The sequence below is a fragment of the Niabella sp. ZPM-14 genome (assembly GCF_055693045.2).
Window position 1 is genome coordinate 868,934 of record NZ_CM181148.1, and the last position, 13,622, is coordinate 882,555.

Here is a 13,622-nt window from a genome sequence, read left to right on the forward strand (position 1 = left end):
GGCTTGCTATTTCCTGCCCCGTTCATACCGTTGGGTGGGACGGACATCTGACCATTAAAACGAAGAAGAAAAAAATAAAATCACGACGATTATCATATGATCTATTCTTTTGTTCATCTGCTGGCTCCTTTATTTATGGCATGCTGGAGCAACATAGCTATTACTGATATTCGGTCCATGCACCCGGTGACCGACAGTATCCCGGTGGCGGAACAGGTGGGCGTGGCTGCTATCACAAAAGATATCGCTCCGATCCGCGCACCGTTTAATATGCCGCAGCTACAAAGGCCCGTGTTCCCTGATTTAACGGTAAACATTGAATCGATGGGCGCCCGGGAGGGCCAAAAAGTGACCCGTCAAATACAACAGGCGATTGACCAGGTTCATCAAAAAGGTGGCGGGAAAGTAATTATTCCCAAAGGACAATGGCATTCAGGAAGGATCAGCCTTAAAAGCAATGTCAACCTGGAGATTGCCGAAGGCGCTGCACTTTTTTTCAGCGGCGAAGTGGAAGACTATCGCCCCGCTGTTTTTACCAGAAATGAAGGCATTGAGATCATGTCCCTGGGCGCATGCATTTATGCCAACGGACAACGCAATATAGCCGTTACCGGCAAAGGGAAACTGATCGGTCCGGCTACAGGCGGCTCGGTGCGTAAACAGATCATGACCAAAGAGGTAATTGAAAATGTAGTATCTCACACAACACCTGTAGCTGAGCGGATTTATGAAGGACATAACGGCGATTTCATTTTTCCGCCTATGTTCATTTCTCCGATCAACTGCAGTAACGTGCTGATCGAAGGTGTGTCATTGGAAAACACTGCCTTCTGGAACGTCGTGCCGGTTTACTGCGACAGTGTCATCATAAGAGGCGTGACCGTTCACTCCGTGGGCATTCCGCGCGGAGATGGAATTGATATTGAATCCTCCCGAAATGTGTTGATTGAGTATTGCACGCTGAGCTGCGGCGACGATTGTTTTACGATCAAAGCCGGGAGGGGTTATGACGGCCTGCGCGTGAACCGCCCGACCGAAAACGTGGTAGTCCGCTACAACCTCGCCCTTGAGGGTCATGGTGGTATAACGTGTGGAAGTGAAACGGCATCGATGATCCGCAACCTGTATGTGCATGACTGTGTTTTTAATAATACCCGCTCAGCGATACGGTTTAAAACCCGGCGGCCACGTGGCGGTGGCGGCGAACAACTGTACTACGAAAACATCAGGATCAAAGGCGCTAAATATGCCTTTGAATGGGACATGCTCGGCAGTGCGCAACATGTAGGCGACATGGCTTCGCGTTACCCGCCCCGCGAAAAAAACGAACTGACACCAGCATTCAGAAATATCCATGCCAGTAATTTCATCATCGAAAGCGCTAATCAGTTGATTAAAGCCACGGCTATTCCGGAAAGTCCTTTGGAGCATGTAATATTGGAGAATATACAGGGCACTACTGAAAACCTGATCGCCGCCACGGATGTCATTGATTTTCACATTAATCAAACAAAGCTCTTTGTGGCAAACCCTGAAATTACGTTGCTGGACGTACGAAATATGAGCTTCCGGAAAGTACAGTTGATTTCAAACAGGAAGCTTGTCACTGATGTATCCGGCCCGTTATCTGAAAACATTCGATTTATTAAAACCCTACCGAAAACACCGCAGGGTTGGAAAAGCAGTTCATGGAAGAGAAAACGGCGATGATCATGCCCCTGTCATTTCGATCATTCGTTGGCCTTGTCATTGCCGGATTGTGAACACTATTGTTGCGATGGACAATGAACGACAGGCAATACCAATATGCGACTGGCAACAATGCATTCGTTCTCATCTTGTTAATAGCCCATGGCCATCGTTTATGGACCTATTCAATCTTTATTTTCCGGCGTGGGAATAACCAGGATTGGAATTTGAGCTTCATGCAAAATCCGTACAGAAGTCTCGCCGCTGAACAAACGCGCTAAACCACTACGTTGGTGAGATCCGACAACGATCATACCGGCGCCGGTTTCCCGCGCATAATTGATCACCTCCTCCTCTACCGACCCGAGCAGGATCCTGGATATTACCCGTCCTTCAGGAAATCCGGAAGTAATCTTATTGATCTGTTCCTGCGCAATATTTTTATGAGATTCAATCAGCTCTAATTCATTGGGCAATACGGCAGATTCAATACCCGAGATAGGATCTACGATGTTGGTCGCGATATAAGAACCTACAGGCGCTACAACGTGCACCAGATGCAGCGTTGCGCCAAATTTATCTGCCATTTCCTTTGCCTTGCCTGCCACGAGTTCCGTGTGATCCTGCAAGTCCAAAGCTGCTATAATCGTTTCCATGGTATTAATGTTTTTTTTAAAAGAGCAAATGTTTATTTTACATAAGATTATTGATCATAAAGCTACTATTTTGAAACAAGAAAAAGAAGTTTGGTTGCGCGGAAAAAACATAGAGGGTGTTCCACCGCTTTTGCAACCTGTTGCTCATGCCCTTTTACAAGCCGGAGAAGAATTGACAGACTTAATGCAGGACTTTAACGACCAAATGCTTTGGGCGCAACCCGCCGGCTGTGCTGCGCCGGGCTTTCACCTGCTACATATGCGCGGTGTGTTGGACCGGCTGCTGACCTATGCCGAAGGGCGGGCCCTGGATGATGCCCAATTAAAATACCTGGGAGCGGAAACGCAGATCCAAGCTGATTCTTCCCGGACGCTTGTAGCAGGTTGCAAGGAACAAATCGAAACCACACTTGAACGGCTCCGGCAATTCGAGAACGATGAACTGTTGCGCGTGAGAACGGTCGGCCGCGCGCAGCTGCCCTCGACGGTGATCGGCCTCTGCACGCATGCCGCGGAACATACCATGCGGCATATTGGTCAATTACTGGTAACAGTAAAAGTACTTCAACAATCACAAGCCTGACAGACCCGCATCAGACCTGCTTTTCGGTCAGGTATTTCCAATATCTTTTCGGAACATGGCGGATATGAAGCCGGGTATTTTTCCGCGCTGCGATATTCGTGCTTTTGAAATAATCTTTCCACAGTTCGCTGAATTGCGCTTCCGTTGCGTCTAAAGTTATGAATTGGGTTACCGCTGATGACTGTTCGGCTGCGATGCTCAATTCTACCTCACTTACGGCGTGCTGATCGTAAAACAGGCCGTATCCTCTTTTTTTATCGTAGATCAGCCATTGCTGATCCGCATATCGGTCCCTGAAAAATCCGGAGATCAGCGGGAGTACATTGAAGTCCGGTTCGATGGTGGCGTTGTAAATTCCGTCGCTGGTTTTTTGAAAGCGGATAAAAGCTTTCATCCGGTGCTTTTCGCGGTCCACTTTCTTAGCCAGTTGGCTGATAAATAAAATATCCGGATCTCCATAATTTTTCAGGATGCTTCCGCCTTCCCGGAATATACGAACCAATACCCTGAACAGCTTTTCATACAATTCATCTGATTCAGATAAAAAGGATACATACAGCATCCTGGCTTCACTGGCTGACAACCGGGACAATAAACCTTTCCACACCCGGGCTGCGGCAGCCTCGTCTGTATACACCTGGTGAATGATTCCGAAAATGGTGTTCTGATGTACGGACTTTTCAAACAACCGTGCCTGGAAATCCTTTCTTTCAAAACAATCGAAAACAGCCGTGAGCAATCCCTTAAATGTTCCGTCGAATATATAATCCATACAGCTCCATTAAAAGATCGTTAATTGATTCCCGTGTAAGGCCTTGTATTTACTATGACCAGCGTGAAGTATTGCCGACCGGATATCAGCTTGTTGCAAGGAACCTAACCCGCGTGGTGTATCGGCACAAACAATAAAATGTTGCGCACGATTGAAAGCAACACCGATTTTCTTTAATTGATGAACATGCAGCTTACCAAACTTCCGCGCCTCGACGATTTTCCTGGCACTTTGGCGACCAATGCCCGGCACCCGGATGATCATAAAATAATCTGCGGTGTTGACATCTACCGGAAATAAGTGCAGGTTGCGTAAAGCCCAGCTGAGCTTCGGGTCGATATCTGTATCAAGGTTGGGGTGCTGATGATTTACCAGCTCATCCACTTTGAAGCCATAAAACCGGAGCAGCCAGTCACTTTGATATAAGCGGTTTTCGCGCAGCAAAGGTGGTGCTGTACCAAAAGCAGGTAACAGGGAGGCCGCATTTGGTATCGGAATGAAACCGCTGTAATAAACTCTTTTTAGTGAAAAGTTTTTATAGTAAGCAGCCGCCGTATGCATGATCTGCAAATCTGTTTCGGGCGTGGCGCCTACCACCATCTGGGTACTTTGGCCGGCCGGTACAAATGAAGGCACTTTCCTGATCAGGCGTTTGTCTTCCTTGTATTGACTGATCTGGGTATTGATGAAATGAAGTGGCTTTTTAACATCTTCATGGCTCTTATCAGGAGCTACCAACTGAAGTCCTTCTTCTGTGGGCATTTCCAGGTTGATGCTCATGCGGTCGACGTAAAGACCGGCTTCTTTGATCAGATCATCACTTGCTTTAGGAATGGTTTTGAGGTGGATGTAACCATGGTATTTTTCTTCTAAGCGCAACTTCTTTACAATGCGCAGCAAACGCTCCATCGTATAATCTGCATTCTTAAAGATCCCGGAACTAAGGAACAGCCCTTCAATATAATTTCGGCGATAGAAGTTCATTGTGAGCTGCACGACTTCGTCTACCGTAAACGCAGCCCTTTTTATATCATTACTTTTCCGGGAAACACAGAAGGCGCAATCATAAATACAATGATTGGTTAGCAATATTTTTAATAAGGAAACACAACGGCCGTCTTCGGTGTAGGTATGGCAAATGCCATTGGAGGCATTACCAATACCTTGTTCATTTTTTCGTTTGCTACCACTGCTGCTACAGCTAACATCATATTTAGCGGCGTCTGCAAGGATGTTTAACTTTTCACGTAATCGATTATTCATGCTTCAATCAAGTTTAGAATATAAACCGGCTCAGCAAACAGATGACGTGAAAAGAAAACTTATCTATACATCCAATTTCCCTTCCACGCCATCGCTGTTGTCTGTCGTCTTGCCGGTAATGGCCGACCATGCAAAGGTGGCGAGCGATACGATCTTTCCGGCCTTTGTATCCCAGTAGTAAGTATCACCCGGAGCAACTCTGATGATGGTTACTTTAGGATCATACTTCCCTTCTTCGAACCAGGCTTTGGCCATGGGAGACCATTTGTCTTCGATCGTTTCCTGGTCGGTATAGATGTAGGCATCGCCAAATACGGAAAGATACTCATGGTCGCTGTTGTTCATAAAAAAGAGCTGCACTCTTTTGTCTTCGCCGATTTCAAAGTTTTTGTTACTGTCGGCACTGCTGATAAACCAAAGATTTCCTTCTTCGTCGCATTCCTGCAAGCTCATCGGACGTGCTGCCAGCGGCAGTTCATCCACCTGAGTACAGAACATACATATGCGGGCTTTCTCAGATAATTCTTTTAATTTTTTTGCGGCTTCCTGTTGGGTTAGATTTTCTGTTGACATACCTTTTTATTTTTCTTCCTCACGTAAATGCATAAAGCGCGCCAAATATCCTGGCTCAACAAAATCCTTACGATAAAACCTTTCGCAATTTACAATATAATACTAATTTTTTTAGTAAAATATTTGGAAACCTTTTTCAGAACTGAATATCAATTCACTAAACATATCCTATCGTTATGCTAAGACCATACGATTAGTTTAACGGCGTTATTAGCTTGTATCCATCGACCCTCCTCGATAGATAATACTCTTTGCATCGGTGGCGTCACAAGTTTCACGTCCACCGCGGCACTTGTTAAAGACTAAAAACTTTTCTTTATCTTTAAAGAACCGGACCATTTTTTAACCTATAAAATGTTTGCATGATTTCGCTACCATTCCATGCCGGAGGTCACCAGGAGCACCGAACGTTATTGAAGAAAAAACATCGGTGGCTCGTCAGGAAGATCAATAGTAATTCAAGCCTGGATGCCCGGCAGAAAGCCGCGGCTAGATATGAAGCGCTCCGATCATTAATAGTCGAAACGCGAAACAGTTACTACAACTGTTATTAATACCTCATTATAGTGTGTAAGCGCATTGCCCAACAAATAACTTCGGCTCAAATCTTGCATTAGTTTTTACGTATAATCACAGACCCATGAAGAAGAAATATTTACTCATCGGCGCCGGCGTAGTAGCTGCAACGGCCATCGCGCTCTACGCGAATGCGAAAAGAACTATTCCTAAAGGCGTAACGGCTATCAATAATTTTCAAAAGGAACGATACCTGGGAAGATGGTATGAGATCGGACGTTTCGATTTCAGATTTGAAAAAAACCTCAGTCGTGTCACGGCGGAATATTCATTGAATGAAGATGGTACCATCAAGGTCACCAACAGGGGATATGATTACAAAAAGTATAAACAAAAGCAGTCGGTAGGCAAAGCAAAATTTGTAGGACCCGAAAATATCGCCATGCTTAAGGTGTCCTTCTTTGGACCGTTTTATGCAGGCTACAATGTGATCGCGATTGATGACAACTATCAATATGCTTTAGTATGCGGTAAGAACAGAGATTACCTTTGGCTGTTGTCGCGCGATAAATCCATGCCGGAATCGGTTAAGAATAACTATTTAAGAATCGCAAAGAAAGCAGGATTCAACGTATCAGAATTGGTGTGGACTGAACAAAATTAATCGTTACAATGGATGCGAAAATAGCGCCTGATGCATATGATCAATTGAGCCCTTCTGAAGCTGTTTTATTGCAAAAAGAACTCAGGCAGCAGATCAACCTCACCCCGTTTGATCAGCCGGTCCGGTTGGTGGGTGGCGCTGATATCTCGTTTAATAAATTTGAAGAAACAGTGTATGCGGGCATTATCATTTTGAAATACCCGGAAATGGTTCCTGTGGAAACCGTTTCGGTAATTGCTCAGACCCGCTTCCCTTATATATCCGGACTGTTAGCCTTCCGCGAGATTCCGGCTTTGTTACAAGCGTGGAAAAAAATTCAAACCCGGCCGGACGTGATGATCCTGGATGGTCAGGGCATTGCTCATAAAAGGCGATTAGGCATTGCGGCGCACTTTGGCTTGCTCACAGATATGCCATCGATAGGATGTGCTAAATCGAGGCTGACCGGCACTTTCACCGATCCGCCCAATGACCCTTATTCAGAAAGCCCGTTGATGGACAAAGATGAACAACTTGGTGTCGTATTCCGATCGAAACGCAATTGTAAGCCGTTGTTTATCTCGCCCGGGCACAGGGTCAGTATTCCTCAAAGCGTTGAGATCATTAAAAATTGTCTGCGTACCTATCGTATGCCTGAGCCTACGCGGATGGCCCACAACCTGGTGAATGAAACGCGGATTGCAGCAAAGACCGGCGGCAATCGAAAACTATTGTAGTTGGTTCAATCTTTCTCCAAGGTACTGTGAAGAAGACTATAGATGGTGTCTTCCAAAGATTTTAATTAAGATAAAACCCGGTGTGATAAGGTGTTTTAACTGGAAGCACTGATAGATCGGGCAGCGATCCACCCCGTGGTCCAGGCATTTTGAAAATTATAACCGCCCGTTATACCATCCACATCCATGATCTCACCGGCGAAGAATAGTCCGGGTACTTTTTTACTCATCATGGTATTTACATCAATCTCATTCAGGGTTATTCCGCCTGCCGTAACGAACTCTTCTTTAAACGTGGTCTTTCCTTTTACAGAGAACGGATATGCGGTTAATTTCTTTACCAATTCGTTTTGAGGCTTTGCCTGCAGATCTGCGCGGCGGCAGGTTTCGGGCACTTCACATTCTTTGAGAAAAAACTCCCACAGCCGTTGAGGAAGGCCAAAGGGGTTTTTGTGATAGAGCAGTTGACCTCCGCTCTCGTTGCGCAAGTGCAGGAATTGCTCTTTCAGGCGCTGCTCGTTATAGTCCGGCAGCCAATTGACCAATATATCAAACTGCCAGTTCTTGTCGGCTAATTCCCGCGCAGCATATGCACTTAACTTTAATGTAGCCGGACCGCTCAGTCCCCAATGCGTAATCAGCACCGGCCCTTGTTGCTGCAGTTTGGTACCTGTAATTTTTATAAGTGCATCAGATACACTTACACCCATCAACTGGGTAATAGAATGTTTGGGCAGGTTGAAGGTGAACAGGGAGGGCACCGGTGTCGCGATGGTATGTCCGGTATCCCGCAGCCAATCGAACATAGAGGCTTTGGGAAAGCCTCCCGTGGCTACACATACATAATCTGCTTTCAGTGTTTCACCGGTTGTGAGATGTATCAGGAAGCCGTCACCTGCCTTTTCCAGACCTTTGACGGTGCGCTGCATTCTGATCTGCACATTATGTTTGTCAGCTTCCCGCAGCAGGCAGTCAATAATCGTTTGTGAGCTGTTGGTTTCCGGGAACATGCGGCCGTCAGCCTCGGTCTTCAAGGCGACGCCTCTTTCTCTGAACCATTCGATGGTATCGCTGGTAAAGAACTGATGAAATGCTTTCTTGACAAAATTGCTTCCGCGTGGGTACCTTTTACTCATCTCCACAATATCGAAACACGCGTGCGTGACATTGCAGCGCCCCCCGCCACTTACTTTCACTTTTGAAAGCAGCTTATCGGAGCGCTCGACCACAGTGACCTTTAACGAGGGGGTCATCCTCGCTGCGTTGATAGCGCAAAAAAAGCCAGCTGCACCGCCGCCAACTATTATGAGAGATTTTTGAGTGATGTTGAGAAGTTTAATGACAAAATTGAGAAGCTCAGGCTTTGATTGAAACTGAAAATTTCCCGCTATCGGCAAACAAAAAGGTTCGCATTTTCCTCTTCTGCCTGCTCGATGGCTGAATAGTTCGATAATATATCGGCCTTTCCTCTTCTCACGCAGACATCATGTTCAAAATGAACGGATGGCTTGCCGTCTTTGGTGCGAACGGTCCAGCCGTCAGATTCGGTAAACACCTCTTTTTTGCCCATGTTGATCATCGGCTCGATAGCTAACACCATCCGCTCTTTGAGCATCGTCCCTGTGCCTCGACGGCCGTAATTAGGCACCTGCGGGTCTTCGTGCAGGCTCTGTCCGAGCCCATGTCCCACCAATTCTCGTACGACTCCGTAACCATGCCTCTTTTCGGTGTGCTCCTGGATGGCAAAGGCCAGGTCGCCCATCCTGTTACCGCTGACTGCCTTTTCTATGCCTTTATACAGCGACTCTTTGGTCACCCGGATCAACTGCTGCACATCGGATGGAATTTCACCGATAGCAAATGTGTAGGCGTGGTCTCCATGCCATTTATTAAGGATCAGGCCTACGTCAATTGATACGATGTCTCCTTCCTTTAATTCTTTCTTGTTGGGAAAACCGTGCACTACGACATCATTGACAGAAATGCACGAATTGAAAGGATAGCCGTGATAGTTCAGGAACGACGGTACGGCGTTGCGGTCCCGGATATAAGACCCGATAAATTCATCAAGGAATAGGGTTGTGATACCTGGTTTAAGGATTTTAGCTACTTCGCTTAGTGTCTCACTTACCAGCAAGGCACTTTTACGCATCAGCTCTACCTGCTCTTCAGTCTTAATTATGATCATAACCTGCAAATTTCACAAAAAAACCCGGTATTTGCTACCGGGTTTTCGATGTCAATAATAATATATTCTAGATCTGTACCGCAGAGGCCGTCTGTCTGCCCTGGATACGACCGCTTTTCATGAGACCATCGTACTGGCGCATCATCAATTGCGTTTCGATCTGTTGTAAAGTGTCGAGAATTACACCTACCATGATCAGCAGTGAAGTACCTCCGAAGAACATAGCGAAGCTTTGTGTCATGCCGAAGATCAATTGGATGATACCAGGCAGGATACCTACGAAGGCCAACATAACGGCTCCGGGGAAAGTGATCCTGTCCATGATCGTACCGATATAATCAGTTGTAGGCTGACCAGGTTTTACACCGGGAATAAAGCCATTGTTCTGTTTCAGATTGTCTGAGATCTGCTTGGGATTAAAGATCAGGGCGGTATATAAGAAGGTAAATCCTATCACCACCACCGAATAGATCAGCATGTACCAACCGCTGGTATGATCTGTAAAAATGCGACTTAGGTTTCCGCCATTGCTACCTAAGGTGAACAAGGTGGGTACAAACAGGATCGCCTGTGCAAAGATGATTGGCATTACACCGGCACTGTTTACTTTTAAAGGTAAAAACTGTCTTGCACCGCCAAACTGCCGGTTGCCGACAATTTGTTTTGCATAGTTTACCGGTACTTTCCTTACGGCCTGGATCAACAGGATACAACCCATATTGATAGCGATATATAAGGCAATCTCGATAATGAAGATCAAAATAGTACCGCTACGCTCTGAACGGAAAGCCAGCTCTTGCGCAACGGACTGAGGCAAACGAGCAAGGATACCGATCATGATCAACAACGATACACCATTACCCAGACCTTTATCGGTGATCTTTTCACCCAGCCACATTACAAACATGGTTCCGGCTGTTAACACGATCACAGTCGTTAATGTAAAGTAGGTAGCTCCGTAGCCCGGAACGATTGCCGGACCGGAAGTCTGGCGCAGGTAGGCAACATAAGCAAAAGCCTGAACGAAGGTTACTACGATCGTGATGTAACGGGTGATCTGGTTGATCTTTTTACGGCCGCTTTCTCCTTCTTTCTGCATCTTCTGGAAAGAAGGCACCAACACAGTCATCAGCTGTACAAAGATCGAAGCAGTAATGTAGGGCATGATCCCTAACGCGAAAATAGAAGCCATGTTAAACGCTCCGCCGGCAAACGTGTTGATCAGATCAAGGATACCGTTTTGCGTTTGGGATTTGCTTAACTGTTCTAAAGCAATAGGATTGATACCTGGAAGGGTGATATGAGCACCGATCCGGTATACGGCTACAAGCATTAAAGTAAAAAGGATCTTGCTCCTCAACTCTTCAATGCTCCAGATATTCTTTAATGTTTTAATAAATTTTTTCACCTGATTTTCTCTTGAATTTTTAGTGATATTGGTCAAGAGCCCGCGGCTGATTTCCCTTCAGAACTATTCATCCGGGTCGACCCGCCAGAACGTCTTCGTCGGCTGGCATTCGGACCGGGAACTTAGAGACGTCTCCTCTTAATCAAACAATCGTCAAAGCTAAATGACGCACCCGTAGTGCGTCAAATAACTTATACTAATTAATTTAAAATTTCAACAGTTCCGCCAGCCCCTTCTATAAGAGATTTTGCTTTCTCGCTTATAGCGTGAACTTTGAAGTTGAATTTACCTTTCAACTCTCCGTTTCCCAGGATCTTAACCTTGTCAGTTTTGGCTACAGCTCCGATCTCATAAAGGCTGTCGAAAGTAAATTCAGTCAGACCATATACTTCTGCATAGTGATCGAACTGGCCCACGTTGAATACTTTATAAGTAATCTTACCCGGGTTTTTGAAGCCTCTTTTGGGAACACGGCGCTGGATAGGCATCTGGCCACCTTCGTGTGCCATCTTACTTTTGTAACCTGCACGGCTTTGACCACCTTTGTTACCTTTGGTAGACGTTCCACCGTATCCGCTACCTTCACCACGACCAATTCTTTTTTCTTTGTGTGTAGAACCTTTTGCAGGTTTCAGTTCATGTAATTTCATCTTGTTGCTTTTGTTTTACTTACGCCTCAAAGCGGAGGCTCGCTTTTATAAAAAAATAAATGTAGAACTAAAGTTTGCAAATGTATAACACTTACACCTCAAATTCTACATTCGTAATCAAAAAATTAAATTTCTTCTACTTTCAACATGTGCTCTACCTTGCGGATCATACCGAGCACCTGTGGAGTAGCTTCAACTTCTTTGCTGCTGTTGGTTTTGTTTAAGCCTAAAGCCTGCAAAGTCAGTTTTTGTCTCTGCGGACGATCGATCGGGCTTTTTACCAATGTTATCTTTACTTTTTTCATGTCGAATTTGTTTAAGGTTTAAAGTTTAGTGTTTAAAGTTGTGCCTATGCATTGATTTTAAACATCAAACTTGAAACAGCCTTTTTATCCCTGAAATACTTTCTTTAAACCTAAGTTGCGTGTTTTAGCAATGGTTACCGGCTCGCGCAACATAGCTAACGCTTTAAATGTTGCTTTTACCACGTTGTGAGGATTAGCAGAACCCATAGACTTTGCTAATACATCGTGTACACCAGCTGCCTCTAAAACCGCACGCATAGAACCTCCCGCGATAACACCGGTACCGGGCGTTGCAGGCAGTATCATCACTTTAGCAGCGCCTTCTTTGCACCACTGATCGTGAGGGATAGTACCTTTTAAGATAGGAACTTTGATCAGGTTCTTCTTTGCATCTTCGATACCTTTTGTAATAGCTTCCTGAACCTCTTTTGCTTTGCCTAATCCATGGCCTACAACACCATTACCATCGCCTACTACTACTAAAGCTGAAAAACTAAAAGCACGGCCACCTTTTGTGGTTTTTACCACACGGTTTATAGCTACCACCTTGTCTTTTAACTCAAGATCGTTTGCTTTTACTTTGTTGTACGTAACTGTTGACATTATTTCTATTTAGAATTATAGTATTTATTAAAATTGGAGACCGCCTTCTCTTGCACCGTCTGCAACGGCTTTAACACGTCCATGATACAGGTAACCACCGCGATCGAATACCACTTCTTTAACATTAAGTTCACCTGCTTTGCGTGCGATAGCTGCGCCTACCAATTTGCTTTTATCGCTTTTTGTACCGCTTTGAGCCTGAATATCTTTATCTTTTGAAGACGCCGCAGCAATAGTTACTCCTTTGCTGTCATCGATCAACTGCGCATAAATATCAGTGTTGCTGCGAAATATCGCCAACCTTGGCTTCTGCGTAGTACCGCTGATCTTTCTGCGGATTGTGTGGCGGATCTTGAGTCTTCTTAATGATTTTACGTTTGACATCTTGTATATAGTTGATATGTTGATACGTTGACAGGCTTTGCAGACCTTGTTAACTTTTCAACTTGTTAACTTAAAACTTTTATTTACCTGCCGACTTACCAGCTTTTTTCCTTACGATTTCACCTACAAAACGTACACCTTTTCCTTTGTAAGGCTCTGGTTTGCGGAGGCTGCGAATTTTCGCACATACAGCACCTACCAATTGCTTGTCGCTACCGGAAATAGTGATGATGGGGTTTTGTCCTTTAAGTTGCTCAGTCGCCACAGTCAGTTCTTTGGGAACTTCAACAATGATATTGTGAGAATATCCTAAAGACAGATCCAGCAGATTGCCCTGGTTAGTAGCTTTGTAACCTACCCCTACCAGCTCCATTTTCTTTTCGAATCCGTCAGTTACGCCTTGAACCAGGTTGGCCAGCAATGCACGGTATAAACCGTGTTGTGCCCGGTGGTGAATCTGATCCGTTGGACGGCTCAATGTCACCTGACCATCTTTAACTTCTACTTTGATTTCAGGATTGATGGCTTGTTTCAGTTCGCCTTTCTTTCCTTTTACGGTAACAACGTTGTCGTTTGCTACCTGAACTGTTACTCCATCGGGAACAGTAATGATTTTTTTACCTATACGAGACATTTGATTGTCGTTTAAAGA

Annotated in this window: 16 protein-coding genes; 4 read left to right on the plus strand and 12 right to left on the minus strand. The window is 45.2% G+C overall.

Annotation, left to right across the window (positions count from 1 at the left end; translation table 11 throughout):
* Positions 1-96: 96 nt before the first annotated feature.
* Entirely contained in the window at positions 97-1,710 is a 1,614-nt protein-coding gene (locus ACU37H_RS03565) for a glycoside hydrolase family 28 protein (protein ID WP_472702990.1), read from the plus strand.
* A 164-nt stretch (positions 1,711-1,874) separates the two neighbouring features.
* On the opposite strand, the gene ACU37H_RS03570 is transcribed toward ACU37H_RS03565, so the two are convergent.
* The gene (locus tag ACU37H_RS03570) at positions 1,875-2,345 is read right to left on the minus strand and encodes a universal stress protein (protein WP_472702991.1); all 471 of its coding nucleotides are present in this window, start codon (positions 2,343-2,345) and stop codon (positions 1,875-1,877) included.
* Between the two features lie 70 nt (positions 2,346-2,415).
* Here ACU37H_RS03570 and ACU37H_RS03575 point away from each other — a divergent pair, with 70 nt between their 5' ends.
* Positions 2,416-2,928, plus strand: a complete 513-nt coding sequence (locus ACU37H_RS03575; RefSeq protein WP_472702992.1) for a DinB family protein — start codon at positions 2,416-2,418, stop codon at positions 2,926-2,928.
* A gap of 10 nt (positions 2,929-2,938) precedes the next feature.
* Here the strand turns inward: ACU37H_RS03575 and ACU37H_RS03580 are convergent, their stop codons facing one another.
* From ACU37H_RS03580 to ACU37H_RS03590, 3 genes are all read right to left on the minus strand, one after another.
* The gene (locus tag ACU37H_RS03580; RefSeq protein WP_472702993.1) at positions 2,939-3,700 is read right to left on the minus strand and encodes a TIGR03915 family putative DNA repair protein; all 762 of its coding nucleotides are present in this window, start codon (positions 3,698-3,700) and stop codon (positions 2,939-2,941) included.
* Between the two features lie 9 nt (positions 3,701-3,709).
* Positions 3,710-4,963: a putative DNA modification/repair radical SAM protein gene (locus ACU37H_RS03585; RefSeq protein ID WP_472702994.1), complete on the minus strand. Its 1,254-nt coding sequence runs from the start codon at positions 4,961-4,963 to the stop codon at positions 3,710-3,712.
* A gap of 63 nt (positions 4,964-5,026) precedes the next feature.
* On the minus strand, positions 5,027-5,536 hold the full coding sequence (locus ACU37H_RS03590; RefSeq protein ID WP_472702995.1) for a pyridoxamine 5'-phosphate oxidase family protein: 510 nt from the start codon (positions 5,534-5,536) through the stop codon (positions 5,027-5,029).
* 640 nt (positions 5,537-6,176) lie between these two features.
* Between ACU37H_RS03590 and ACU37H_RS03595 the strand changes: the two genes are divergently transcribed.
* Together ACU37H_RS03595 and nfi are read left to right on the plus strand one after the other, a co-directional pair.
* Entirely contained in the window at positions 6,177-6,716 is a 540-nt protein-coding gene (locus tag ACU37H_RS03595; protein WP_472702996.1) for a lipocalin family protein, read from the plus strand.
* Between the two features lie 8 nt (positions 6,717-6,724).
* Positions 6,725-7,432, plus strand: coding sequence for a deoxyribonuclease V (gene nfi, locus ACU37H_RS03600; RefSeq protein WP_472702997.1), 708 nt, complete (start codon positions 6,725-6,727; stop codon positions 7,430-7,432).
* A gap of 95 nt (positions 7,433-7,527) precedes the next feature.
* On the opposite strand, the gene ACU37H_RS03605 is transcribed toward nfi, so the two are convergent.
* From ACU37H_RS03605 to rplF, 8 genes are all read right to left on the minus strand, one after another.
* On the minus strand, positions 7,528-8,685 hold the full coding sequence (locus ACU37H_RS03605) for a BaiN/RdsA family NAD(P)/FAD-dependent oxidoreductase (RefSeq protein ID WP_494407584.1): 1,158 nt from the start codon (positions 8,683-8,685) through the stop codon (positions 7,528-7,530).
* Between the two features lie 134 nt (positions 8,686-8,819).
* Complete coding sequence (gene map, locus ACU37H_RS03610; RefSeq protein WP_472702998.1) at positions 8,820-9,620, minus strand: type I methionyl aminopeptidase; 801 nt, start codon at positions 9,618-9,620, stop codon at positions 8,820-8,822.
* Between the two features lie 67 nt (positions 9,621-9,687).
* Positions 9,688-11,028: a preprotein translocase subunit SecY gene (gene secY, locus ACU37H_RS03615; RefSeq protein WP_472702999.1), complete on the minus strand. Its 1,341-nt coding sequence runs from the start codon at positions 11,026-11,028 to the stop codon at positions 9,688-9,690.
* A 200-nt stretch (positions 11,029-11,228) separates the two neighbouring features.
* Positions 11,229-11,678 (minus strand): 50S ribosomal protein L15, encoded by a 450-nt coding sequence (gene rplO, locus ACU37H_RS03620; protein ID WP_472703000.1) that lies wholly within the window; start codon positions 11,676-11,678, stop codon positions 11,229-11,231.
* A 125-nt stretch (positions 11,679-11,803) separates the two neighbouring features.
* Positions 11,804-11,983, minus strand: coding sequence for a 50S ribosomal protein L30 (gene rpmD, locus ACU37H_RS03625; protein ID WP_472703001.1), 180 nt, complete (start codon positions 11,981-11,983; stop codon positions 11,804-11,806).
* An 84-nt stretch (positions 11,984-12,067) separates the two neighbouring features.
* The gene (gene rpsE / locus ACU37H_RS03630) at positions 12,068-12,586 is read right to left on the minus strand and encodes a 30S ribosomal protein S5 (protein WP_472703002.1); all 519 of its coding nucleotides are present in this window, start codon (positions 12,584-12,586) and stop codon (positions 12,068-12,070) included.
* A gap of 27 nt (positions 12,587-12,613) precedes the next feature.
* Positions 12,614-12,970 carry a 50S ribosomal protein L18 gene (rplR, locus tag ACU37H_RS03635; RefSeq protein WP_472703003.1) on the minus strand — a complete coding sequence of 119 codons (357 nt, stop codon included), beginning with the start codon at positions 12,968-12,970 and terminating at the stop codon, positions 12,614-12,616.
* Between the two features lie 79 nt (positions 12,971-13,049).
* The gene (rplF, locus tag ACU37H_RS03640; protein ID WP_472703004.1) at positions 13,050-13,604 is read right to left on the minus strand and encodes a 50S ribosomal protein L6; all 555 of its coding nucleotides are present in this window, start codon (positions 13,602-13,604) and stop codon (positions 13,050-13,052) included.
* Positions 13,605-13,622 lie beyond the last annotated feature (18 nt).

Coding starts and splice junctions, on each gene's coding strand:
- ACU37H_RS03565 (WP_472702990.1), top strand. CDS start 97: ATGATCTATTCTTTTGTTCATCTGCTGGCTCCTTTATTTATGGCATGC.
- ACU37H_RS03570 (WP_472702991.1), bottom strand. CDS start 2,345: ATGGAAACGATTATAGCAGCTTTGGACTTGCAGGATCACACGGAACTC.
- ACU37H_RS03580 (WP_472702993.1), bottom strand. CDS start 3,700: ATGGATTATATATTCGACGGAACATTTAAGGGATTGCTCACGGCTGTT.
- ACU37H_RS03585 (WP_472702994.1), bottom strand. CDS start 4,963: ATGAATAATCGATTACGTGAAAAGTTAAACATCCTTGCAGACGCCGCT.
- ACU37H_RS03590 (WP_472702995.1), bottom strand. CDS start 5,536: ATGTCAACAGAAAATCTAACCCAACAGGAAGCCGCAAAAAAATTAAAA.
- ACU37H_RS03595 (WP_472702996.1), top strand. CDS start 6,177: ATGAAGAAGAAATATTTACTCATCGGCGCCGGCGTAGTAGCTGCAACG.
- nfi (WP_472702997.1), top strand. CDS start 6,725: ATGGATGCGAAAATAGCGCCTGATGCATATGATCAATTGAGCCCTTCT.
- ACU37H_RS03605 (WP_494407584.1), bottom strand. CDS start 8,685: ATGACCCCCTCGTTAAAGGTCACTGTGGTCGAGCGCTCCGATAAGCTG.
- map (WP_472702998.1), bottom strand. CDS start 9,620: ATGATCATAATTAAGACTGAAGAGCAGGTAGAGCTGATGCGTAAAAGT.
- rplO (WP_472703000.1), bottom strand. CDS start 11,678: ATGAAATTACATGAACTGAAACCTGCAAAAGGTTCTACACACAAAGAA.
- rpmD (WP_472703001.1), bottom strand. CDS start 11,983: ATGAAAAAAGTAAAGATAACATTGGTAAAAAGCCCGATCGATCGTCCG.
- rpsE (WP_472703002.1), bottom strand. CDS start 12,586: ATGTCAACAGTTACGTACAACAAAGTAAAAGCAAACGATCTTGAGTTA.
- rplR (WP_472703003.1), bottom strand. CDS start 12,970: ATGTCAAACGTAAAATCATTAAGAAGACTCAAGATCCGCCACACAATC.
- rplF (WP_472703004.1), bottom strand. CDS start 13,604: ATGTCTCGTATAGGTAAAAAAATCATTACTGTTCCCGATGGAGTAACA.